Source organism: Psychrobacter sp. TS_SC_6 (assembly GCF_056156305.1).
This window is the reverse complement of the sequence record NZ_CM149590.1, coordinates 2,524,269-2,548,580: the sequence shown is the minus strand read 5'-3', so window position 1 is coordinate 2,548,580 and position 24,312 is coordinate 2,524,269. Positions and strand designations below refer to the sequence as shown.

Sequence of the window (24,312 nt, the reverse complement as noted above, 5' to 3'; positions counted from 1 at the left end):
AGACTTATCGATTAAGGTTTGCAACAGATAAAAAACATTATACCTTGAACAAAATAGCCAAGTAATAATAAATGTGTAAGTTAGCCTCTACAGGATATTTAAATGCTTGAATCTATCTGTTAAGTAAAGTATTGTGCTAAATTATTACAAATAACTATCAGATTGTACACTTAATATAAGGTATAGAGTTTGTGAAGCTATTTACTTCTAAAAGTCGACATTTGATTGGCGTGGATATTTGTACCACCTCAGTGAAGTTGGTTGACATACAGCGCCAACAAGGCGTTTTTCACCTAAAATCTTATGGTACTGAAATATTACCTGAAGGCGTAGTCATCGACAAACTCATTGTAGACACGGAAGTGGTGGGCAATACTATAGCAGGCTTGGCAAGGCGTTGCCAAGCGGCGGGTAGTAGTGCAGCCACAGCAGTCTCAGGGTCAGCGGTGATTACTAAAATCATCGATATGGATATGGTGCTAAGTGACGTTGAGCGTGAAGCTCAAATTCGTTTAGATGCTGACCAATACATACCTTATCCGCTAGAAGACGTCAATTTGGACTTTGAAGTATTGGGTCCCTCTCTTATTAATGATGACATGGTGCAAGTGCTGCTTGCCGCCTCTCGTTCAGAAAACGTTGACCAAAGAGTTGATGCTTTAACCTTTGGTGGTCTGCAAACCAAGGTAATGGATATTGAGTCGCATGCCATTGAGCGTGCTTTTGGCTTGATGGCAGATAGTCTGCCAAACTTGCCAGATTTGGTGGCGCTGGTTGATATCGGACACAATCAAACAACATTATATGTCGCCAAAAATGGTGAGTTTATCTACAGTCGTGAGCAGTTATTTGGAGGCAGTCAGCTGACAGAAGCCATACAAAACCGCTATGGTTTGTCTGCTGAAGAAGCTTCTATTAGTAAGCGCGAGCGTGCTCTACCTGATGATTATTATACTGATGTCTTAACACCATTTATAGAAAATACCATCCAACAAATCACTCGCTCTTTACAGTTTTATTTCTCCTCAAGTCAATATAGTAGTATCGATCATGTGGTCCTTGCTGGTGGCAGTAGCTCTATTGCAGGTCTTGCTGGTATGGCGCAGCAGCGATTGGGCGTGCCTGTGAGTATTGCAAATCCATTTATTAATATGACTATTGCGCCGCATATCGATCATGAGCAATTGGTGATTGATGCACCCAGCTTAATGGCCGCTTGCGGTCTGGCGTTAAGGAGCTTTGACTAATGGCTCGTATTAATCTACTGCCCTGGCGAGAAGAAGAGCGTGCCCGCCGCAATAAAGAGTTCATCACCTTGGTGGTGGCAGTGACACTGTTGTCTCTGCTTGCAGCATTTGCGACGTGGAGTTATTTTAATAATGAACTTGCTGAACAATTAGATGCCAATGCATTGATTGAACAAGAAAACGCTCGCTTGGATAAAGCGTTGGTTGAGATTGACAGTTTAGAGCAGCGCCGTGAAGATATCATCTCACGTATGCAAGTTATTCAAGACCTGCAAGGTCGACGTCCTGTACCTGTACGTTTATGGGATGATCTTGCTAAAGCCATTCCGCCAGCGCTTTATTTGAATAATCTAAAACGTGAAGGGGATGTATTAACATTGACAGGTCTTGCTGACAATCCAAACGTGGTATCAAGCTTGATCCGTAATCTTGATAGCAGTAAGTGGATGGGCGATTCAGCCGTAAGTAATATTCAGCAAAATATCACCGCTTATCAAGCAGCGCCCGTTTTAGAAAATACGGTCACTACGCCGGGTGAACAACCGCGTCCTATTTATCCTGAAGACAGCTATGTACAGTTTGTGATCACGACCAAAGTACAGTCTGAAACGGCTGTTCCTGTAGAAGGTGCTGATGGCGCTGTGGTACCCGGAGGCGAGTTATGAAACTGACCCGTAAAAAAAATCGCATTAAACTCAAAAAAACGGTGATAAGACAAAGAAAACAGTTTGATTTAAATGAGTTTCGCCGCAGTTTTGAGTCATTGGATTCTGAAAACTATGGCAGTTGGCCTCTTCCTGTTAAAGTCACTGTCATTGGTTTTATTATTGCTTTGATTGCTGCTTTGTCATGGGCATTGCCAATCAGCAGTAAAATTGATGAAATTACAGCAGCCGAAAGCCAACAACAAACCTTGCTTGATAGCTACCGTGAAAAAGAATCGCGTGCGCGCCATCTACAAGCTTATCAAGCTCAAGTGATTCAAATGGAAGCAGAGTTTAATACTTTGCTTGACCAGCTACCAAAAGATACCCGTGTATCAGAATTGGTGGAGGGTATCAATATGACGGGCGTGGGCAGTAACATACGTTTTCAGGATATCTCTGTTGAGCCTGAAATTGAAAATGAATTCTTTATTGAGCAGCCTATTCGTATTGCAGCGTTGGGTGATTACCATCAGTTTGGTAGCTTTATCAGTGGTTTGGCAGCTTTACCAAGGATTATCACCATGCACGACTTCGAAGTCAGTAATCCGCAGCCAACCTTGGATGTTTTACCCGAGCTGAATTTGGTATTGCAAACCAAAACCTATCGTTCAAAAGAAGCGGTCCCTGAAGGTGATGCAGCGGCGGCTGAAGCTGTACCCACCGATGCTGTTGCAGGAGGCAACTGATGACTAGCCAGAAATTGCCTAAGTTAAGGATATTGCTGTTAAGCGCTACTGTTTTATCTCTAACGGGTTGTACAGATCGTATCGGTTTAGCAGAACAGGCAATGGCTGATATCCGTAATCAGCCTGCGCAGCCGATTGAGCCTCCTCCTCAGGCCGAGTTGGTAGAAGATTTTGTCTATAGTGCCAGTGCGCAGCGTAGTCCATTTTTGCCGCCGAGTTTAATGAACGTACAAGGTCCGACAACCTCTATTGACGGGGTACGCCCTGATATAACCCGAGTCAAAGAACCGCTAGAAGAGTACGAGCTGACACAACTGATTTTTCGCGGTGTGGTTATCTCGCCTGACGGTCAACAGTATGCTTTAGTACAGCGTCCTGATGGCTCAGTTGCTAGTGTTAGAGTGGGTAATTATCTTGGATTGAATGACGGTCGTATTGTTGAAATCACGCCGACTCAGATTAACTTGATTGAAATTGTGCCAGACAGCCGTGCTGGGTTTGTTGAAAAACCCCAATCACTGGTGTCCCCTATAAGCTAAGTCGGCAGATTTTTTGAGGAATAAATAATGACAGTACGCAATAACAAGGTAATGACGATGAGCAACCGCGTAACTTCTACTTTTGCCATCTCTGCATTGGCAATGAGTATGGTAGCTGTAAGTAGCAGTGCCCATGCCGAACAGCGCATCAACAATGTCTCTGTGGTGCAGACTGCGCCAGCCGTAACGCAAATGCGTTTAGGGTTTTCAGGTGCGCCAGTATTACCAGCCGCTTATCAGCTCGACAACCCTAGCCGTTTGGTACTGGATTTTGAACAGGTGCAAAACGGTCTTGCCAGTCGCTTTAAAGAATATAATATCGGTATGGTCAATGAGGTCACCACCTTAAATAGTGACAATACCACCCGTCTTATCGTTGGGCTAAAAAAGACGGGCGACTATACCACCGCGATTGATGGCAATGAATTATTGCTAACGATTACGGACCCTAATCGTCCAGTGATTGCTCCGGTGGTCACGAAAGTCATTACCAACGACCCTGTACAAGATGTCCTAAATGGCAATTCGGCTATTACTACCACGGCTGTGGTTACCCCCATTGTTGAAACCAGTAGTGTTGCTGTTGCGCCTATTAGAACCACAATCACAAAAAACCAAGTACCTGCTGATACCATGGTCGTACGTATCAACCCTTTATTAAGCCCCCAACTCGCCTCTGCACAAGTCAGTAAGCAGTATAGCTATGATGGGCTAAGCGCTGTAAATTTTTCAGCAGGGAATGATGGCGGTGGTAACGTGAGTATCTCACTTGCCAATGAAGCGATTCCTGTAGACGTTCAGCGTCAAGGTAATAAGCTGGTTGTGCGTTTGACAGGCAGTACCGTACCTAGAAATCTGCTACGCCGCTTAAATGTTAATGGTGGTTTGGTAGACAGTATTGATACTAAAAACCAAGGTCAAAATGGTGTTATTACCATCAATATGAAAGACGATTTTGAATACCAAGCCTATCAATCAGGCAGTCAGCTAAATATTGGTATCAGACGACCTGAGCTACTACGCGAGCCGACCCTTGAAGAAAAGGTCTATACCGGTGCAGCGCTATCTATGGAGTTTCAAGATGTTGAGATCCGTAGTGTCCTAGATATCTTAGCGCAGTTTACAGAGATGAATATCGTTGCTAGTGATTCGGTCGCCGGTAATATTACCTTACGCCTTATCAACGTACCTTGGGATCAAGCACTTGATATCATTCTTAAAAGTAAAAATTTGGGCAAACGTGAAAACGGCAACGTAATTTTGGTTGCGCCTTCAACTGAGCTTGCTGAACAAGAAGCACGTGAGCTTGCAGCACAGCAAGCGGTTGAATCTTACGCACCATTACGCACTGAATATATCCGTCTAAGCTACGCAAAAGCGGCAGATGTCCTAACCCTGATCTCTCAAGGTAGTGGCGGCGCCTCTGGCGGTAGCACTACTGGCAGCGCCAATGCTAATACTAATGATAGCAATAGCTTGCTCTCTAATCGTGGGACGGTAACAGTCGATGAGCGTACCAATACTTTGATTGTTAAAGATGTGGCAGCCAGCATTGAAAATATACATAAGCTGATTGGTAAAATCGATATCCCAGTCCGTCAAGTCATGATTGAAGCGCGTATCGTTAGTGCAACTGATAGCTTTAGCAAAGAGATTGGAGTGCGTTGGGGTATCTTGTCAAACGGCGCTGCCAATAACCGGAACTTGTTAGTCGGTGGCAGTAACCAAACTTTATGGGACTTAAAAGATTTTGATGTGCAGACCACGACTATTAATGGTCAGACCGTCTCTTATCCTAAATACGATATTACTCGTCCTGACAATCTAAACGTTGATTTAGGCGTTGATAATCCAGCAGGTCGTATTGCCTTTGGTCTGCTAGGTATTTCCGATTTTATGCTCGATCTCGAATTGTCAGCCATGCAAGCAGACAACCGCGGTGAAGTGATTTCTACGCCAAAGATTTTGACCTCTGATAAGCAAACAGCAAAAGTATCTTCTGGTACGCAGATTCCTTATCAAGAAGCATCAGCAAGTGGTGCGACTACTACTAGCTTTAAAGAAGCTGCTTTGAGTTTGGAAGCCACGCCAAATATTACTCCAGACGGTAAGATTGGTTTGCAGCTGTTAATCACCAATGGCACACCGACCATTATTAACAATCAGGTTGCTATCGCTGAGGACTCGATTTCTACCAACGTCATCGTTGAAGATGGTCAAACCATTGTATTGGGCGGCGTCTTTAAAAACCGTACTAATAATGGCGTTGATAAAGTACCGTTCTTAGGTGATTTGCCTTATATCGGTCGTGCCTTCCGTAAAGATGTGCGCAGCAATACCAAAGAAGAGCTGCTGATATTTATCACGCCGAAACTGATCAATGATGGTATTAGTCGCTTAGATTAGTCAGATTTTAGTTGGTTTTGAGTCATAAAAAGCAAGCCTTAGCGCTTGCTTTTTTAATGGCTGCTTTTTAGGCTGGAAAGGATTTTACTAACAATAATCACAGCTCATTACTAGCCAGAATATCAATGACGTTGTATCATACCTAATTTAGCTGAGTGAGCACTATGGTTGAGGAATTACCGTCGGTATTTTTGGTAGGGCCGATGGGAGCAGGGAAGACCACAATCGGCAGATTACTAGCAAAGCAGCTCGGGCGCTCGTTTGTAGACAGCGATTGGTATATCGAATCGCAGACCGGTGCCGATATCGCTTGGATATTTGCCAAAGAAGGTGAAGCAGGTTTTCGCGAACGGGAAACGCGTGCAATCGATGAGCTAACACAGCAACCGCAAATTGTTTTAGCGACTGGCGGCGGTGCTGTAATGGCAGCTGAAAATCGTGAGTATTTAAAGCAGCGCGGTATCGTTATTTATCTCAATGCGCCTGTCGATGTACAGATGGCTCGTACTGCGAAAGACAAATCGCGTCCTTTATTACAGCAGCCAAACCCCAGAAAAATACTGCAAGGTTTATATAGCGCGCGAGATCCATTGTACAGGGAAGTAGCGCATATCATTATGCCAACAGGACATACGTATCCACGGCACATGGTCAATCAATTATTACAGCAGCTTAACGCATTTTGTATCTCTACGTCTGTTGATTCAGAGCCTGAAAAAGACTGATGTCAAAAAATGACTAGTATGACCAATATTATCGAATCCCTATTTAGTTAACTTTCACTCGTAAGAATTAAGGAGATTTTCATGGCCACGCCACTGTTTCATGCTGAATTGACAGTACATACGCAAAGTCATGACTATCCAATCGTCATTACTGAAAACGCAATAGCAGAAAATAGCAGTATGGCTAGCCAAGTTGCTTCTTATGTTACGGGTCAGCAGGTATTGATTGTTACCAATGACACCATTGCACCGATTTATCTACAGGCTTTACAGCAGCCATTAGAAGCACAATTTACCGTGCAGGTGTGCGTGCTGCCAGATGGTGAACAATATAAGAACCAGTCGAGTATCAATCAGATTTATGATGTGCTGATGGCAGCGCATTTTAATCGTGATGTGACTCTGATTGCGCTAGGTGGTGGTGTCATTGGTGATATGACGGGATTTGCAGCGGCAAGCTTTATGCGCGGCGTCAATTTTATTCAGATACCAACCACCTTGCTGTCTCAAGTGGATTCAAGTGTCGGCGGCAAAACCGGTATCAATCATCCGCAAGGCAAAAACATGATTGGCGCATTCTGGCAGCCGCAAATGGTATTGGCAGATATGAGTACGCTCAAAACCTTGCCAGCGCGTGAGCTGTCAGCAGGGCTTGCTGAAGTTATTAAATATGCGCTGATTATGGATGCTGAGTTTTTGACTTGGCTTGAGCACAATTTGCCTGCGATGATGGCTTTAGATCTAGCGGTACTGGGTGAAGCGGTCAAGCGCTGCTGCCAGTACAAAGCTGATGTTGTCACCCAAGATGAAAGAGAATCAGGTGTACGCGCTTTATTAAATTTTGGTCATACATTTGGTCATGTGATTGAAACTCATGAAGGTTACGGTAATTGGCTACATGGTGAGGCAGTTGCTGCGGGTATGGTACAAGCGGCTGAGCTGTCGCAAAAAATCGGCTGGTTAACGAGCGATGAGGTTACTCGTGTTAAGCGTATATTGTCATTAGCCAATTTACCGATCACGCCGCCACCTATTGAAGTTCAGACAGCTTTGGACTTAATGGGGCATGATAAAAAAGTGAAACAAGGACAAATCCGCCTTATTTTGTTAAAATCATTGGGTAAAGCAGTATTAACCAATGATTTTGACCCGCATCTGCTCACCGATGTGCTAGCCACGCATGCACCGTAAGCTATAAAAGAACATATATTATAAGTGGCTATGAGTAGTTCATTGTTTACAATATAGAAATAGCACGGCACTAAAAGCGATTCTCTTTTATTTTGACGTGAGTATAGAGCGCTTGGTTTTATTTTATCTGTATAATTTTTATGATCTTATCCTAAGCATATCTTTACCAAGGACACCTCCATGGCCGCATCTCGCTCGACGACTCGCACCCCGAGTCAATCCTATCGCCGTCAAGCGCTGATTTGGCTGATAGCGACTCTGATGTTGGGTGTGACCACCGCTTTGGTATGGATGTTTAGTCAAACGCCAGCGATGGGCGCTAAGATAGAAAACGCGCCCATAGCAACGCCGAAAACACTGAGTGCAGAGCTTGAGCAGCCATTAAAAATTGAATCGCTGCATGAGCTTGATACCGATGTACAACCGATAAGTTTTGATGAAACGGTTCGTGATTTGCGCACCTATCCTGATGAGTTTAAAGATAAGCGTTATCTGCTTGCCAACAAAGGCAAGTGGACAGTACAGGTCATGAATGTTGCTGAAAATGAGGTGATTGTCAGTTATCTAGAAGGACGTGAAGACCGTAGTAAATTTACATATTTCCGCTACCTTGATGAAAACGAGCAAGTCCGTTATATGCTGACTTATGGCTTGATGGGTAGTCCACAAGAAGCGGTCGGCGCGGCTAAGTTGATAGATTTTAAGCTGCCTACCAATGTGCGAGTATTGCCTGAAGAGATCAATCGCTACGTCAGCATCATTGATAATTATGAGCGCCCTGATCCTGTAAAAGATTTGAGTACAAAACGTACCCGTGCCGTCAATCTGCAACCCACCAAGCGTGAAGTGCCGCTACGTCAAAAAACACCGACGGTAAATAACAGTGAGCAAGCCGCAAGCAATGCGACCAGCCGTACTCCTCAAGAATCAACCAATAGTAGTGCGACTGAAAGCATTCGTCAGTCCGTTGATACCTCTGATACCTTGACAGTTAATGAGGAGCGTATTTTTGGTATAGAAGAGCAATCTCCTACTACTTCAGCCCCTAAAAATACTGATAATAACCGTAAGCCTGAGCAAGAAAGCAAAAAGCCTGTTGTGTCTGGTACTGATACTAATTCAGCGAAAAAACCAACAGTGGTTGCCACGCCTAAGGCGCCGAATAATACTGCCAATAATAGCTCTAACAATGCAGGAGCGCCAAAAGCCAAAAATGACAGTATAAAAGAGCTCATCGAAGAAAAGAAAGACTAATTTTAAGTAAGCACATACGTCAAAAAGCCCACTAAAAAATACAGTGGGCTTTTTTTTATGAATTATTTATTTATGGGTTATGATATCTTGTATAACCAATAATAATATAAACACTTACAAAATCTGACGAATGAATCGGCAGAAAAGACTAGATTTTTTGTCAATCATTCACTAATATAAGGATGGGTGACGTTCTGTATAGTTATCGTAAATAGTCATTTGTTAGCTTCTAATTTAATAAAATTTTATTATATCTAGGATAAATGATTAACAGAAAACATCATATCTCAAGCGCTGCTACTTGTTAGCTGGTTACTAGTTAATTGCTACGATCAGCATATTGCAAGTGGCGCAACTTCTCTTACTATCATCCTTATTAGGATTGTTAAGGCGCTTGAATATAGGCGTCTTATATTCACATTTGATGAATAAACTGCGTTTTTTCAGCTATTTACTCGTTTGGTCATTGAAGATTATAAAATTCATATTGAAACTTATAGCCAACACAAGATCGACAAGTAGTCACGTTGAAGTGCTGAATATTTTGATTTGCAACGATTGACATTGAATGCTTTCACCAAGTTATTCTATCAGTCCGCGTCAAATTTATGGCTCAAATGTTGCTAGCATATAGGGTGCTTTGGTAGTTTTTTTATTACACCCAGCGTAATGGCAATAATTTTTCTGCTCGCGCTTTATTAATCCGGATATGTAAATATAATCCAGCCCGTTCTGCTTGCGGAAAACGGTTTGTGCATCACATTGGTTGCATAAGCTTCCGCTTACTTAAAAGGACCAGCTATGTCAATGATTTCCTCCCATACGCATTTGGCCTCGCCAGATGACTTTTCTGACAATTGCGGTTTTGGTTTGATTGCTCATATTGAGGGTCAGGCCAGTCATGACTTGGTAAAAACAGCCATTCACAGCCTAAGTTGTATGACCCATCGTGGTGGCGTGGCAGCTGATGGCAAAACCGGCGATGGTTGTGGTTTATTGTTAGCGACGCCCGTTGCCTTTTTTAGAGACATTGCAGCAGAGCAACAGTTTGATATAACGAATAACTTCGCGGTTGGTATGGTATTCGTCAATCCAGATACGGCAACGGCTCAGCATAGCCTACAAGTATTAAATGAAGAGATTACCGCACAAGGCTTAGAAGTAGCCGGCTGGCGCGATGTACCACTTGATTTAAGCATTGTCGGTGAAATTGGGCGTCAGACACTACCAGATTTTAAGCAAGTATTTGTCAATGCGCCGGATGTTTTAGCGGCAGATGATTTTAATCGCAAGCTGTTTGTGGCGCGTAAAAAAGCTGAGCAACGCTTGGTTGATGATGAGCTGTTTTATGTCTGCTCATTGAGCTGTCAGACTATTATTTATAAAGGTTTGGTGATGCCATCAGACTTGCCTGCTTTCTTTTTAGATTTGCAAGATGCGCGTTTAGCATCGCATATCGTGGTATTCCATCAACGTTTTTCAACCAATACGCTACCACGCTGGCCACTAGCCCAGCCTTTCCGCTATTTGGCACATAATGGTGAGCTAAATACCATCACGGGCAACCGCAGCTGGTCTGAGGCGCGTACGCCAAAATTAAAATCAGATAAATTACCCAATTTGAATGAGTTAACGCCCCTAGTTAATAGTAGTGGCTCAGACTCATCTAGCTTAGACAATATGCTAGAAGTTCTGATGTCAGGGGGTATGAGCTTGTTTCATTCAATGTCGATTCTGGTACCACCTGCTTGGCAGAATGTCGATAGCATGGATATGGATCTGCGAGCGTTTTATGAGTTTTACTCACAGCATATGGAAGCATGGGACGGTCCTGCAGGGCTTGTGATTCAAGATGGTCGCTATGCGGTCTGTATGCTTGATCGGAACGGTTTACGTCCATCGCGCTGGGTGACGACCAAGAATGGTTATATTACAGTGGCCTCAGAAGTAGGTGTTTGGGATTATAAGCCAAAAGACGTGCTCTCTAAAGGCCGTGTTGGACCCGGTCAGATGCTAGTCATTGATACTCAAACCGGTCAAATAATGGATACCAAAGCCATCGCGACCTTGCTCAAAAAGGCGCATCCGTATCGTAAATGGTTACGTGACGAGGCAACTCGTATCCGTGATGATGAGCGCTTAGAAGAAGAGTTAGCAGCGCAAGCATGTCGCGGTGAGCCGCTAAAAGCATTGCAAAAAATGTATCACATCACCAATGAAGAACGCACAGAAATCATCCGTCCTAATGCCGAAAACGCGCAAGAACCAGTCGGTTCGATGGGTGACGATACACCAATGGCGGTACTCTCGCAGCAAATTCGCCATGTCGGTGATTTCTTCCGTCAGCAGTTTGCACAGGTGACCAATCCACCGATTGATCCGTTACGTGAATCTATCGTTATGTCGTTACAGACTTGTCTTGGTGCGGAAACCAATGTGTTTGCACCATCAGCAAGAGACGCACATCGTCTTATCTTGTCATCACCGGTGTTATCAGCAAGTAAAATGCAGCAACTTGAAACCTTGGATGATCCTGCCTTTAAGCTGGCACGTATCGATTTAAATTATGAGCGTACATTAAAGCTGTCTGATGCCATTATCGCTATCTGTGAGCAAGTTGCCAGTAGCATTCGTGCTGGTCATACCTTGATTGTCTTGTCTGATAAAGACATCGCAGCAGATAAAGTCCCTGCCAACGCCATAATGGTCACAGGGGCGGTGCATCATTATCTGATTGCACAAGGTATTCGTACTGATGCCAATTTAATTATCGAAACCGGTCTAGCGCGTGATTCACATCAAGTAGCGGTACTGATTGGATTTGGTGCGACCTGTGTTTATCCTTATCTAGCTTATGACGTGATTGATGATTTGGTTGCGACTGGCGAGCTGCTTGGCGATCCGATTCAGGCACGGGTAAATTTCCGTAAAGGCTTAGATAAAGGTTTGCTAAAGATTTTATCAAAAATGGGTATCTCTACCATTGTATCCTATCGCGGTGCACAGTTATTTGAAGCGGTAGGTCTTTCTGAAGAAGTGGTTAATCTGTGCTTTAAAGGCGTGCAAAGTCGTATTAAAGGCGCAACCTTTGCTGATTTGGCAGCAGATCAAACACAGCTCGCGGCAAATGCTTTTAAGCGCCGTGCACCACTTGATCAAGGTGGCTTATTAAAATTTGTCTTTAATAAAGAGTATCATGCCTTTAATCCTGATGTGATTAATAGCCTACATCTGGCGGTACGAACTGGTAATTATGACAATTACCGTCAATATGCAGAAATCGTCAATAGCCGTCCGGTCGCTACATTACGTGATTTACTACAGCTTAAAACTGATAACCCACTTGACGTTGATGAGGTTGAAGATATCTCAGCCATTTTGTCACGTTTTGACTCTGCAGGCATGTCGTTAGGTGCACTATCGCCAGAAGCGCATGAAGCTATCGCTATCGCTATGAATACCATCGGTGGTCGTTCAAACTCAGGTGAGGGCGGTGAAGACCCTGTACGATACGGCACGCTACGTAACTCAAAAATCAAGCAAATTGCTTCTGGTCGTTTTGGTGTAACGCCCGCTTACTTGCGCTCAGCAGAAGTCTTACAAATCAAAGTTGCTCAAGGCGCAAAACCTGGTGAAGGTGGTCAGCTACCAGGTGGTAAGGTCAATGCCTTAATTGCTCGCTTACGCTACTCTGTGCCTGGTGTAACCTTGATTTCACCGCCGCCGCATCATGATATTTACTCGATTGAAGATTTGGCGCAGCTTATTTTTGATCTTAAGCAAGTCAATCCAGATGCGTTGGTGTCAGTTAAATTGGTCTCGCGTCCAGGCGTTGGTACCATTGCAACTGGTGTGGCAAAAGCCTACGCCGATTTGATTACCATCTCAGGTTATGACGGTGGTACGGCAGCGTCGCCACTGTCTTCCATCCATCATGCTGGCTCACCTTGGGAGCTGGGTCTTGCTGAAACTCATCAATCACTACGAGTGAACGGCTTACGTCATAAGGTTCGTATTCAAACCGATGGCGGTCTAAAGACAGGACTTGATGTGGTCAAAGCCGCTATTCTTGGTGCTGAAAGCTTTGGCTTTGGTACCACGCCGATGATAGCGGTCGGCTGTAAATACTTGCGTATTTGCCATTTAAACAACTGCCCAACGGGCGTTGCCACTCAAAAAGCCCAGCTGCGCGATGATCATTTCATCGGTGAAGCTGAAATGCTGATTAACTTCTTTAAGTTTGTCGCAACCGAAACTCGAGAATGGCTTGCCAAGCTGGGCGTACGTACGATGGAAGAGTTGGTGGGACGTACGGACTTACTTGATATATTGGAAGGTAACACGGCTAAGCAGCAGCACCTTGATTTATCGCCTTTACTATTTAGCCATCCTGCCAGTAGCGGTAAAGCACAAACTTGTCAGGTTGAGCGTAATGAGCCATTTGATAAAGGCTTACTTGCTGAGCAAATGATTAGCGATATGCTGCTTAATATTCGTCAAGGCAATGGCGGAGATTATAGTTACCATATTGGCAACTGTGATCGCTCGATTGGCGCGCGTATCTCAGGCGAGATTGCAGAGTTATGGGGCAATCTTGGCATGAGTGACAAACCCATTAAGCTGCATTTGACCGGAACAGCAGGACAAAGCCTAGGTGTTTGGAATGCTGGTGGCTTGCATATTGAGCTTGAAGGCGATGCCAATGATTATGTTGGTAAAGGCATGGCAGGCGGTGAAATTGTAATTTATCCACCAAAAGACTCAAGCTTTGTGACGCAAGATACTGCCATTGTAGGTAATACCTGCTTGTATGGCGCAACAGGTGGCAAGCTATATGCTGCTGGTACGGCAGGGGAGCGTTTTGGCGTTCGTAACTCAGGTGCTCATGCTGTTATAGAAGGTACAGGCGATCATTGCTGTGAGTATATGACTGGCGGCATCATTACCATACTGGGGCGCACTGGTCTTAACTTTGGTGCAGGGATGACGGGCGGCTTTGCTTACGTACTCGATTTGGAAGGGGATTTCTTTGATCGCTGCAACCATGAGCTGATTGATTTAAATCGTATCTCAAGCGAGCAGATGGAAAGCCACCGTATCTACTTACAGCACGTTATCGAGCAGCATGTCGATAAGACGGGTAGCGCATGGGGTCAGACAATATTGGCGGATTTTGAACATTACGCACGTAAGTTCTACTTGGTTAAGCCAAAAGCGGCAAACGTTGCAACTTTGCTAAAAACCACGACCGCTGATCCACAATAATTGGTCTAACTTATTGATAGCGTTGTGGAACCTATAGATGTCAGAAGTACACAACGCTATTTTAAAGATAAATTTATAGATGTTTTGAGCAGGTAAATGACCGTCAGTATCCGTAAATTTGCCTCGGTGAGGCTACAGATACGGACGGTCGTTAGCCACTATAAAAGACCCCTATATAAAAGAGACAATACCATGGCAAAACGCTTAGAAAATAGTTTTCAGTTTTTAGATGTACCACGGGTTGAGCCGATCAAAAAAGACATTGCGACTCGTTCAACGGAGTTTGTTGAAATTTATCAGCCGTTTGAAAGTGAATCAGTCGCTCAGCAATCGCATCGCTGTTTAGAATGTGGTAATCCATATTGTGAGTGGAAATGCCCCGTACATAATTACATTCCTAATTGGTTAAAACTGGCCGCTGAAGGTCAAATTTTCCAAGCGGCAGAATTGTGTCATCAAACCAATACTTTACCTGAAGTCTGCGGACGTGTGTGCCCGCAAGACCGCTTATGTGAAGGCTCTTGCACACTTAATGACGGCTTTGGTGCCGTGACGATTGGCAATGTCGAGAAGTATATCAATGACACCGCTTTTGCCCTCGGTTGGCGTCCTGATATGTCCAAAGTAATTTGGACAGACAAGAAGGTTGCCATCATTGGAGCAGGACCTGCAGGACTTGGCTGTGCAGATATCTTGGTTAGAAATGGCGTCAAACCCGTTATCTTTGATAAACGCCCAGAGATTGGTGGTTTATTAACTTTCGGTATTCCAGAGTTCAAAATGGAAAAAGACGTCATGCGTAATCGACGTGTCATCTTTGAAGGCATGGGCATGGAGTTTCGTCTTGAGACAGAAATCGGTACAGATGTCACTATTGATGAGCTGCTCGGCGAGTATGATGCGGTATTTATGGGCATGGGTACTTATACCTATATGCGCGGCGGTTTTGCTGGTGAAGAGTTAGAAGGTGTTTATGATGCCCTAGATTACTTGATTGCCAACGTCAATCGCTGTAATGACTGGGAAAAAGACTCAGCAGAATACATCGACTTTAAAGGTAAAAAGGTGGTGGTGCTTGGCGGCGGCGATACCGCAATGGATTGTAACCGTACCAGTATCCGCCAAGGCGCACATCAAGTGGTCTGCGCTTATCGCCGTGATGAAGAAAATATGCCCGGCTCACGTCGTGAAGTGGTCAATGCCCGGGAGGAGGGCGTTGAGTTTTTATTTAACCGTCAACCAACTGAAATCATCGGTCTCAATGGCAAGGTTAATGCAGTTAAAGTCATCACGACCCAATTGGGTGCGCCAGATGAGAATGGTCGTCAGTATCCTGAGCCAATTGCCAACTCAGAGGAGATTATCCCCTGTGATGCGGTGATTATGGCATTTGGTTTCCGTCCAAGCCCTGCGGATTGGTTTGACGCGCAGCAGATTTCTATGGACAAATCTGGTCGAGTATTGGCAGCGGAAAAACAAACCTTTAAGTTCCAAACCAATAATCCTAAGATCTTTGCCGGTGGCGATATGGTACGTGGCTCTGATTTGGTTGTTACTGCTATCTGGGAAGGTCGTGAAGCAGCTGAAGGTATTTTAGATTATTTAGAAGTGTAGTCATTAGCCTGATTAACACCCAAATGCTCACTTAATCATATTTTTTTCTGGCGATGTGCGAGCTTGTTTTGACACTTAACGTCTTTTATCTTTTAATAGGTAAAAGGCGTTATTTTTATGCTTTTTTTAATTCTAATTCTCATTAATGATAAGAGATGTGCTGTGTGAAGCCGACTTTTTTACAACGATTTACCGCGCCTGTGATAGAGCCATACGCTCGCTATCAGCATGCTGATGTGCTGCATGCCATACGTTTGGGCGTGGCAGTTATACTCGCTTTATTAGTCAATAAAGTCACCAATTTTCCACATGGAGAATGGACGACTATTACTGTTTTTATTATTCTAGGATTGCTACAGTATCAAGGTGCAATCTATACTAAGGCTAAAGAGCGAGTCCTTGGTACTTTATTAGGTATTGGTGCTGCGCTCGGTATTGTATGGTTTAGTCAAGGTGTAGGGACATGGTTGTGGGTAGATTATGCCATCATCGGACTGATGAGTGGTATTATTGGCTATCTGGCGATTAGGAATCTTGGCTACACAGGGTTATTGACTGGTATAACCATGTTGATGATTGTCTCAGATTTGGGTCAAAGCACTATTGGCCAAGATGGTATCTACCGTGCCCTCAATATTTTACTTGGTACTGGCCTTGCCGTTGCAGCAACATTGATTTTGCCATTGAAGTCCACATTGATGTGGCGATTTTTACTGGCTAGTAACCTCGATGCTTGTGGTAATCTGTATGCTAGGGTAGGCAATCATATCGATACTGCTGAAGGATTGATTGATGGTACTGTTCAGTACGTCAATCCAGCTGTCTTTGCCGTTGATGGAGTACCTGTTGATAAAGCTTTAGTGACAGAGCTACAGCAGATCAATAAAAGACTCTTAGCGGTACGCCCACATATGGCAGCAACAACGAGCGAGTCTGGTATCGATAAAGAGACAATTGAGAGTATTCAACGTACCCACCGAAATATTATTGGCACGATTGATCTGCTGCTAACGGCAGCACCGCGCTTAGCCAGTATCGAGATCGATGAGGATAATCATATCCTGCTCAGACATTATCAGCACGAATTAACCCAAGTGATGCAAAATATGGCAGCAGTGTTGCGTAGCCCAAGTGATGAGGTGTTTCGTCCCATTACGCGTATTACCTTATCAGAATATCCAAGCGTAGAAAATTTAGGCTTTGAATGGCAGGGCTACTTTTGGTTGACACAAACTCTACAAGTGCAATTACAACAGCTCAGTAACTTATTGCAAGAGACTAAGCCGCAGTGGTTTGCGGCTTCTGGCCTGCGCTACCAGCGTCGTGAACAACGACGTATAGAGGAGCATGGCGGCGAAACCGACTTACATTTATAAATAAAAAACGCTGACTTTATAGAGTCAGCGTTTTTTACCATCATAATTACTAAAAACGGTTATCAACAATCAGCTATTAATAAACAATGATTAACGACCGGTTTTTAGCTTATCCCAATACTGCTGATATACTTGCAATGCTTCATCACCAACATCTTCTTGGAATTCAGCCTTTGCTAGCACTTCTTTACTAGGATATATGGTTGGATCGTTTTTAACCTCATCTGGCATCATTTCACGTGCGGCGATATTAGGCGACGCATAACCTATCTCTTCACTGACAATTTTGGAGTTCTCAGGACGTAGTAGATAGTCTATGAACTTGTGGGCTGCATCGACTTGCTTGGCATTTTTTGGAATGACAAAGTTGTCCATCCATAATATCGCACCTTCAGTTGGGTATTTATACACTAGACTGCTGAGACCTTCACTATTGGCGATGATAGCTTCCCCATTCCATGTCATACCGACGCTGGTTTCACCTTCCATATATGGCATACGTGAGGCATCTGAATTAAAGGTTTTGACATTTGGCATCAAGGTCGTCAGCTTCTCATAAGCAGCTTTGATCTCGTCAGGATTTTTACTATTACCTGAATAGCCTAGGGTCAATAGCGCCATGCCAAACACTTCGCGCATATCATTCATCAGCATCACTTGACCTTTATACTCAGGACGCCATAAGTCATTCCAGCTATTGACCGTAGCTGGATCGACGATCTCGCCATTGATAGCAAGTCCGGTACTGCCCCACATATAAGGAATCGAGTATTTGTTTTCTGGGTCAACCTTGGTATTGGTAAATGAGGTATCAAGGTTTTTAAAATTACTTAATTTAGACTTATCAAGCTCTTGTAGCAAACCTTCTTTTGCCATTTTTTCGACATAATAGGTCGATGGAATCGCCAAGTCATATTGGCTAGAGTCATCAAGCAGTTTTAGCTTGGCATACATGGCTTCATTAGAGTCAAAGGTGGTGTAATTGACTTTGATACCGGTCTCTTCAGTAAAGCCATCAAGAATCTCTTGTGGCATATACTCTGACCAATTGTAAAGGTTCAACGTGACATCGCTGGTCGCAGCCCCATCGGCAGGCGCGTTATCAGATTTGCTACAGCTGCTGATAGAGAGCCCGATGGCGGCACAGAGCAATGCTTTAGGCAGTATTTTAATAGAGGCGCGAATAGACCAATTGGATGAGGATAAATGGGACAAAATGTCTCTCCTAAATTAGGGCAAAAGGTGAAAAGCGGCGCATGAACCGTCATGAAATTCATTCATTATACGGTTATGATCATGGTAAGTCGAAATTTATAAGGCAGTGATTTAACTGAGTTCAGCACTAGCCAATGCTAGGAATACTGCTCATGAAATGATAGCAATCAATCATGCTATGATAAGCAAGACCTGGTCTTTAGCCAAAGCTTTTTAAGTATAGTCATACTCTAACCATAACCATAACATAATAATAAAGGATACAACATCATGGCTCAAACCGTTATTCCGGCACTTCTTACGGGTAAAGTTGCTATCGTTACAGGCGCCAGTCGTGGTCTTGGCGCTCAAATTGCCATGCAGATGGCCGCAGCAGGCGCAAGCGTTTGCGTGAATTATTTGCATAGTAAAGAGGCGGCTGAAAAAGTGGTTGCTGATATCGAAGCAGCAGGCGGGCGTGCTTTTGCTTACCAAGGGGATGTAACTGATTTAGCACAAATGCAAGCAATGGCAGCGGCAGTCATAGAACGTTTCGGGCGTATTGATATCTTGGTTAACAATGCTTTGCCGAGCTATCAGTTTAACCCGAGTGCTGATTACACCAGTATCGAGACTGTAAAATGGGCACATTTTTCTCAGCAAATTGACGGCATTGTCCAAGGTGCCGTCAATACAGTACAAGCAGTATTACCGCAAATGAAAACTCAGCAGATGGGTAAGATCATCAATATCTCAACCAACTTGGTTTACAATCCGGTGGTTACTTATTATGACTATACCACTGCAAAATCTGCATTGATTGGTCTGACACGTAATCTAGCAGCGGAGCTTGGGCAATATGGTATTCGTGTGAACTTACTAGCAGGTGGACTATTAAAAACGACTGACGCGAGTAAATTAACCACTGAAGAAGTGTTTGATTATATCGCCACGACAACGCCACTACGCCAAGCGACCTCAGTTGCCGATTTCGCCAATTCAGTACTATTGATGGCATCTGATTTGAGCTCAGCTATTACTGGTCAATCTATCGCCGTTGATGGTGGTTTAACGATGCCTTAACAGTAGAACTATTTTTTTTGGTTACTAAATTGATTTAATTGTACAAGAGAGACGAGATGACGAACCGTAAAATCGCTGGCATTATGATTGCTGTTATAGGACTGTGCGTCATTATTGCGTTTTTCAATGATGGTATGAATACACCCTTGTTAAGCTGGCCATTGGAAGCTTATCTTGGCGTGGCATTCACTATTGGCTGGTTGACCAATTTACCCACTTTTTTGGTTTATTTAATCGCCGCATTGATCTTTGTTTTGATCGCTGGCGCACTTTATAAACTAGGCATTTGGGTTTATGGGTTGGTATTTAAACGCAGTTAAATGTAGTGATAGATCAGATGAATGATTCAACCTGCCTATTTGCAGACCATCCATCTGCTTGACTAAACTAATAACCTATTTAAGCCCACACTGTCACGATGCTATATGAAAATGATCGAGTACCGCTTGTATTCCATATTCTTCAATTGTCCCAGTGACAAAATCTGCACGCGCGATCAGTTCAGGTTTTGCATCGCCCATTGCCACTGCATAGCCGACCAAATCAAACATCTCTAAATCATTTAGCCCATCACCAAACGCCATACAATCCTTTGCATCAATATCGTAATGCAGGCACAAATCGATAATACCGCGTGCTTTAGATGCCTCGATTGGTAATATATCTGCGCCAATATGATGCCAATGTACCAGTTTTAAGTCATCTTGGGCAAAATCGACATCCTGCATTTTTTCTTCTTGATGGTTAAAGAATACAGAACATTGATAAACGGTATTTGCCTTATGATAATCTGGGTCAAGGATAGAATTAGGCGTTATCGCATTGTATTCACGCAAGCGCGCGTTTTCATGTGACCATGCAATATGCGTTGCCGAATCAAACTTGTGAATGAGTTCACTTTTTTGGCATAGCATTACAATCTTGTTAATCTGCGTATCAGTTAATGGATAATGACTAATAACGCCATCTTTATTAAAGCTATATTGTCCATTCATACAGATAATGGCATCCAATACATCAGCCTCAAGCAAAGCTAATATATCAGCAGGCAATATCGCTTTGGAACGTCCAGTTGAAATCACCAGTTTAATGTCAGTTTGGGCAAGCGCTTCAAGCGTTGCTTGATTGTGTTCAGCAATGATGCCGTTGCGGCTCAAGGTATCATCGATGTCAAAGAAGATGATTTTAGGTATCGAGGTCTTGGCTTTTATACTTTCTTTGGAAACCTTATCTTTAATAAACATGATAATCCTATTATTTTTAGTCATTTAGATACTTATGATTCAGAGACTACTACAATCCACCTAAAGAGATAAACACCTATAAAGTAACCTGTGATGTTGCATATGTGCCTGCTGATCCATTATCAATCTTACTATCTCTACGATTGCTTATTACTCATCTAAAGAGTTAATAAAAATCCTAAACGATATAATTGCCTTAATGGCTTTGATTTATTATGAGGATATGATTAATTATCAAATTTTATCAGTGCATCAGCTACCTAAAAGAACGAATATGAACATCTTTACCTTGAAATTGTTCACCGCTATGACAGCGCTGGTACTATGTACTAAATATTGTGTATAGGCGGTTTTTTGGTGAAGAGTTGACAGGCGTCTATGATGCGCTAGATTATTTGGTGGTTGCTATTTTGGGGTTGAAGGACAGTTATAGGCAAATACAGACGAGACTTTTGAGCTATTAGAATAATGCAAATGCACTGATTACACCAATTTTTGTAGTATAGTCGATTCTAAATAAAACAGATGCATTATATTTCAACGCTGAACTAGAATAAATTTTTCTTGCTTGCTGTGCCTTCGCAGACAGAGGCTGCGAAAAATTCATTCCAGTCCCGCTGTATTATTTTTATACTGAACTCACTATATTATTTTACAATTATAGATATCGGCATGCGATACCATTAAATAAAACTTCTATGTAATAAATTATAGTAGAGGATAAAAATTTGGTCAAAACGCAACAATTTTATTGGTTATATTTTATAATAAAGTGTATCTTAAATTAGATTGGGTTTTTATAAATAAGGTTTCTTATGACTATAACGAAAAGCCAACCTTCAGAATATAGAAAAAGGCATGGCGAGCATATTCTTATCCATATGACATATATCGCCAAAAATGTCGACCTAAATTCGGGAATCGAGCTGACTCGTGCACTTGAGTATTGGCGAAGATATTTTGAAGAAAATAATATAGTTTCAGCTTTAGTCATTAGTGAAGGTTATTTCGTTCAAAGTTTTCAAGGGACAAGGCCTGCTATCAATACTGCCTTAGCAAAAATACTTGACGAGCATTCAACCATTTTTCCTAATATTGTTAATATTGAGGAAATAGAATCACGCCAATGGAATGGTTTTTTAGTCAAACATCTAACGTCAAGCGCTGAAGATGAAGAATATGCCCTAAAAAGCTTCTCAGCAGGTTCCGACTATAACCCATATCTAATGAAAAGCTCTCAGATTGAAAACTTTTTAACAGCGGTCTTTACAGAATCCAAATCCAAAAATTTTTAGAAAGGTAGTATCTGCTTATTATATAATAAGGCTCATCTATTCTAACTAGCGTAAAAAAGCCGTCTATATAGTGCGTATAGGCGGCTTTCTGCTCTTTAATGTATCTTAAATATTGAAACGATAAAACTTATTCTGCCACCTCAATACTCGTTACATTCTGAAAGCCTCTTGGCAGCTGACCGCCACGACTGCCACGCTTAGCAGTATAGTTGGCTAAGTCCATTGGCTTTAAGGTCACATGACGCTTGCCAGCCGTAATGACTAAGCTGTCCTGCAAGCTGAGTGGCGTAATAGTGAGCACTTCTTCATCACCTTTTAGAGTAATCATCTTATTACCCTTACCACGAGCCTGTTCAGGCAAATCATCAAGCGCAAATATCAACAAATAGCCAGCATTGGTCACGACAGCGATATGATCAAGCGTAGCGCTGTTTTCGCGAGCAGAGATGCCATTATTCTCAGCGCTTACCATTAAATCAGTTTGAGCATCGATACGTACGATAGGTAATAGGCAGCTATTAGCCGCTAGATTGATGATATTTTTACCGGCTTTTTGATTGCTATCTAGATTGCCAAGTGTGTTAATAAAACCATAACCTGCGGAACTAGCAAGGATGATGCGCTGGTCATTGGCACCCGTTAATAATTGTTCAAAAGTCGCGCCTGATGGCGGTTTTAAAACGCTGGTGAGCGGATCGCCTTGACCACGAGCAGAAGCGAGGCTATGCGCATCGATACTATAGCTGCGTCCGGTACTATCGAGCACGTAGATTCTCTCATTGGATTTAGCGCGGATGTGGGCTTGGTAGCTATCACCTGAGCGATAAGTCATTCCAGCAGCATCAACATCGTGACCTTTAGCCGCGCGAATCCAGCCAGCTTTCGATAGGATAGCGGTGACAGGCTCGCTTGGTACGAGGTCAGATTCTTTGAGCGCTTGCGCTTCTTCGCGGTCTGCCAATTGCGATACGCGCTCATTGCCGTGTTCTTTCATATCGGCAGTGAGCTCATCAATCATCAAATTGCTCAAGCTATCTGGATTATCCAAGTATTCTTGAATGATGGCGCGTTCAGCAGCTAGCTCATCTTGCTCGCGGCGCAACTCAATCTCTTCTAGTTTAGCTAACTGACGCAAACGAATATCCAAGATAGCATTGGCTTGTATCTCAGTCAGGTCATAATCTTGCATTAATGATAATTTTGGGTCGTCTTCTTCACGAATGATGCGTATAACTTCATCGATATTCAGATACGCAATCAGCAAACCTGCAAGAATATGCAAGCGCTTATCAATTTTATCAAGGCGATATTGCAAGCGGCGAGTGACCACAGAGCGACGGCAAACGAGCCATTCTTCAAGGATTTCTTTAAGGTTTTTAACTTGCGGTTTACCATTTAAGCCAATCATATTCATATTGACGCGGTAATTACTTTCTAAGTCGGTACTGGCAAATAAATGGCTCATGACGCGAGCGACATCGACCCGTGTTGATTTTAGCTCAAGCACGATACGGCAGGCATTTTCGTGGTCTGATTCATCATGAATATCAACAATCCAAGGCAGCTTCTTATCGGTCATCAGCTTGGCGATTTGCTCTTGAATCTTATTGCCTGAGACTTGATAAGGAAGCGCGTCGATGATGACAAGATTTTTCTCTTTTGGGTCAATATGAAAGGTCGCGCGCATTTTATAGCTGCCACGTCCAGTCTCATATATCGACTGCAAATCTTTCTTACTGGTAATGATTTCAGCTGGCGTTGGCAAATCAGGCGCTGGTATCGATTGGGTGAGCTGCTTAACCGACAGCTCAGGATTTTTTAGCAAACGAATCGCCGCGCGTATCACTTCATTAAGGTTATGCGGCGGAATATCCGTTGCCATACCGACGGCGATACCAGTTGTTCCATTCAATAAAATATTGGGCAAGCGGGCAGGTAGGGTTGTTGGCTCCAACATCGTACCATCGAAGTTATCTTGCCAATTAACCGTACCTTGACCAAGTTCCGTGAGCAAGGTGTTGGCATAAGCAGACATTTTGGCTTCGGTATAACGCATGGCGGCAAATGATTTTGGATCATCTGGACTGCCCCAGTTACCTTGACCGGTGATGAGTGGATAGCGATAGCTAAACGGCTGTGCCATGAGCACCATGGCTTCATAACAAGCGCTATCGCCATGCGGATGGTATTTACCTAAGACGTCGCCAACAGTACGGGCAGATTTTTTCGCCTTCGCTGTCGATTTTAGCCCAAGCTCACTCATGGCATAAACAATACGGCGCTGGACAGGTTTTAGACCGTCAGCGATATTGGGCAGCGCCCGATCCATGATGACGTACATGGCATAATTAAGATACGCTTGCTCAGCGAACTCTGCCACTGAACGCGTATCCATTGGTTCATTTACAAGGATTGGGTCAAGCATATGATCGATAACATCGGACATAAAATAGGGTTCACTTATCAGTTTTAATAGGTATAAAAAA

At 43.3% G+C, this 24,312-nt stretch carries 17 protein-coding genes; 14 read left to right on the top strand and 3 right to left on the bottom strand.

Translation table 11 applies throughout. The features are described 5' to 3' along the window. Positions 1-191: 191 nt before the first annotated feature. The 11 genes from pilM (at position 192) to AC0J5Y_RS10770 (ending at position 17,010) form a co-directional block, all read left to right on the top strand. Complete coding sequence (pilM, locus tag AC0J5Y_RS10820) at positions 192-1,247, top strand: type IV pilus assembly protein PilM (RefSeq protein WP_475130687.1); 1,056 nt, start codon at positions 192-194, stop codon at positions 1,245-1,247. Next, a complete protein-coding gene (locus tag AC0J5Y_RS10815; RefSeq protein ID WP_475130686.1) occupies positions 1,247-1,912 on the top strand; it encodes a PilN domain-containing protein in 666 nt (221 codons plus the stop codon). The genes pilM and AC0J5Y_RS10815 overlap by 1 nt, the downstream gene beginning before the upstream one ends. Further along, positions 1,909-2,640 (top strand): type IV pilus inner membrane component PilO, encoded by a 732-nt coding sequence (locus AC0J5Y_RS10810; protein ID WP_475130685.1) that lies wholly within the window; start codon positions 1,909-1,911, stop codon positions 2,638-2,640. Before AC0J5Y_RS10815 ends, AC0J5Y_RS10810 begins: the two co-directional genes overlap by 4 nt. Beyond that, positions 2,640-3,179 (top strand): pilus assembly protein PilP, encoded by a 540-nt coding sequence (locus AC0J5Y_RS10805; RefSeq protein WP_475130684.1) that lies wholly within the window; start codon positions 2,640-2,642, stop codon positions 3,177-3,179. The genes AC0J5Y_RS10810 and AC0J5Y_RS10805 overlap by 1 nt, the downstream gene beginning before the upstream one ends. Positions 3,180-3,206: 27 nt before the next feature. Then, positions 3,207-5,585 (top strand): type IV pilus secretin PilQ, encoded by a 2,379-nt coding sequence (locus AC0J5Y_RS10800; RefSeq protein ID WP_475130683.1) that lies wholly within the window; start codon positions 3,207-3,209, stop codon positions 5,583-5,585. Positions 5,586-5,749: 164 nt separating this feature from the next. Beyond that, complete coding sequence (gene aroK / locus AC0J5Y_RS10795) at positions 5,750-6,310, top strand: shikimate kinase AroK (protein ID WP_475130682.1); 561 nt, start codon at positions 5,750-5,752, stop codon at positions 6,308-6,310. An 81-nt stretch (positions 6,311-6,391) separates the two neighbouring features. Further along, positions 6,392-7,501, top strand: coding sequence for a 3-dehydroquinate synthase (gene aroB, locus AC0J5Y_RS10790; RefSeq protein WP_475130681.1), 1,110 nt, complete (start codon positions 6,392-6,394; stop codon positions 7,499-7,501). A gap of 180 nt (positions 7,502-7,681) precedes the next feature. Further along, complete coding sequence (locus AC0J5Y_RS10785; RefSeq protein WP_475130680.1) at positions 7,682-8,755, top strand: hypothetical protein; 1,074 nt, start codon at positions 7,682-7,684, stop codon at positions 8,753-8,755. 801 nt (positions 8,756-9,556) lie between these two features. After that, a complete protein-coding gene (gene gltB / locus AC0J5Y_RS10780) occupies positions 9,557-14,020 on the top strand; it encodes a glutamate synthase large subunit (protein WP_475130679.1) in 4,464 nt (1,487 codons plus the stop codon). Between the two features lie 192 nt (positions 14,021-14,212). Continuing rightward, positions 14,213-15,634, top strand: a complete 1,422-nt coding sequence (locus AC0J5Y_RS10775; RefSeq protein ID WP_475130678.1) for a glutamate synthase subunit beta — start codon at positions 14,213-14,215, stop codon at positions 15,632-15,634. A gap of 155 nt (positions 15,635-15,789) precedes the next feature. Further along, positions 15,790-17,010, top strand: coding sequence for an FUSC family protein (locus tag AC0J5Y_RS10770; RefSeq protein ID WP_475130677.1), 1,221 nt, complete (start codon positions 15,790-15,792; stop codon positions 17,008-17,010). Between the two features lie 90 nt (positions 17,011-17,100). On the opposite strand, the gene AC0J5Y_RS10765 is transcribed toward AC0J5Y_RS10770, so the two are convergent. Next, positions 17,101-18,225: an ABC transporter substrate-binding protein gene (locus AC0J5Y_RS10765; protein ID WP_475130676.1), complete on the bottom strand. Its 1,125-nt coding sequence runs from the start codon at positions 18,223-18,225 to the stop codon at positions 17,101-17,103. A gap of 270 nt (positions 18,226-18,495) precedes the next feature. On the opposite strand from AC0J5Y_RS10765, the gene AC0J5Y_RS10760 reads away from it, so the two are divergent. Beyond that, positions 18,496-19,287 (top strand): 3-oxoacyl-ACP reductase, encoded by a 792-nt coding sequence (locus AC0J5Y_RS10760; RefSeq protein ID WP_475130675.1) that lies wholly within the window; start codon positions 18,496-18,498, stop codon positions 19,285-19,287. 56 nt (positions 19,288-19,343) lie between these two features. Next, a complete protein-coding gene (locus AC0J5Y_RS10755; RefSeq protein ID WP_475130674.1) occupies positions 19,344-19,607 on the top strand; it encodes a hypothetical protein in 264 nt (87 codons plus the stop codon). A 93-nt stretch (positions 19,608-19,700) separates the two neighbouring features. On the opposite strand, the gene AC0J5Y_RS10750 is transcribed toward AC0J5Y_RS10755, so the two are convergent. Further along, positions 19,701-20,531 carry a Cof-type HAD-IIB family hydrolase gene (locus tag AC0J5Y_RS10750; protein ID WP_475130673.1) on the bottom strand — a complete coding sequence of 277 codons (831 nt, stop codon included), beginning with the start codon at positions 20,529-20,531 and terminating at the stop codon, positions 19,701-19,703. A gap of 815 nt (positions 20,532-21,346) precedes the next feature. Between AC0J5Y_RS10750 and AC0J5Y_RS10745 the strand changes: the two genes are divergently transcribed. After that, entirely contained in the window at positions 21,347-21,826 is a 480-nt protein-coding gene (locus AC0J5Y_RS10745; RefSeq protein ID WP_475130672.1) for a BLUF domain-containing protein, read from the top strand. Positions 21,827-21,953: 127 nt separating this feature from the next. Here AC0J5Y_RS10745 and parC read toward each other — a convergent pair whose 3' ends face one another. Beyond that, positions 21,954-24,272 carry a DNA topoisomerase IV subunit A gene (gene parC, locus AC0J5Y_RS10740; protein ID WP_475130671.1) on the bottom strand — a complete coding sequence of 773 codons (2,319 nt, stop codon included), beginning with the start codon at positions 24,270-24,272 and terminating at the stop codon, positions 21,954-21,956. Positions 24,273-24,312: the final 40 nt, after the last annotated feature.

Bases quoted from the DNA above. Each gene is read 5' to 3' on its own strand.
- AC0J5Y_RS10815 (WP_475130686.1), top strand. From the start codon at position 1,247: ATGGCTCGTATTAATCTACTGCCCTGGCGAGAAGAAGAGCGTGCCCGC.
- AC0J5Y_RS10810 (WP_475130685.1), top strand. From the start codon at position 1,909: ATGAAACTGACCCGTAAAAAAAATCGCATTAAACTCAAAAAAACGGTG.
- AC0J5Y_RS10805 (WP_475130684.1), top strand. From the start codon at position 2,640: ATGACTAGCCAGAAATTGCCTAAGTTAAGGATATTGCTGTTAAGCGCT.
- AC0J5Y_RS10800 (WP_475130683.1), top strand. From the start codon at position 3,207: ATGACAGTACGCAATAACAAGGTAATGACGATGAGCAACCGCGTAACT.
- aroK (WP_475130682.1), top strand. From the start codon at position 5,750: ATGGTTGAGGAATTACCGTCGGTATTTTTGGTAGGGCCGATGGGAGCA.
- aroB (WP_475130681.1), top strand. From the start codon at position 6,392: ATGGCCACGCCACTGTTTCATGCTGAATTGACAGTACATACGCAAAGT.
- AC0J5Y_RS10785 (WP_475130680.1), top strand. From the start codon at position 7,682: ATGGCCGCATCTCGCTCGACGACTCGCACCCCGAGTCAATCCTATCGC.
- gltB (WP_475130679.1), top strand. From the start codon at position 9,557: ATGTCAATGATTTCCTCCCATACGCATTTGGCCTCGCCAGATGACTTT.
- AC0J5Y_RS10775 (WP_475130678.1), top strand. From the start codon at position 14,213: ATGGCAAAACGCTTAGAAAATAGTTTTCAGTTTTTAGATGTACCACGG.
- AC0J5Y_RS10770 (WP_475130677.1), top strand. From the start codon at position 15,790: ATGTGCTGTGTGAAGCCGACTTTTTTACAACGATTTACCGCGCCTGTG.
- AC0J5Y_RS10760 (WP_475130675.1), top strand. From the start codon at position 18,496: ATGGCTCAAACCGTTATTCCGGCACTTCTTACGGGTAAAGTTGCTATC.
- AC0J5Y_RS10755 (WP_475130674.1), top strand. From the start codon at position 19,344: ATGACGAACCGTAAAATCGCTGGCATTATGATTGCTGTTATAGGACTG.
- AC0J5Y_RS10750 (WP_475130673.1), bottom strand. From the start codon at position 20,531: ATGTTTATTAAAGATAAGGTTTCCAAAGAAAGTATAAAAGCCAAGACC.
- AC0J5Y_RS10745 (WP_475130672.1), top strand. From the start codon at position 21,347: ATGACTATAACGAAAAGCCAACCTTCAGAATATAGAAAAAGGCATGGC.
- parC (WP_475130671.1), bottom strand. From the start codon at position 24,272: ATGTCCGATGTTATCGATCATATGCTTGACCCAATCCTTGTAAATGAA.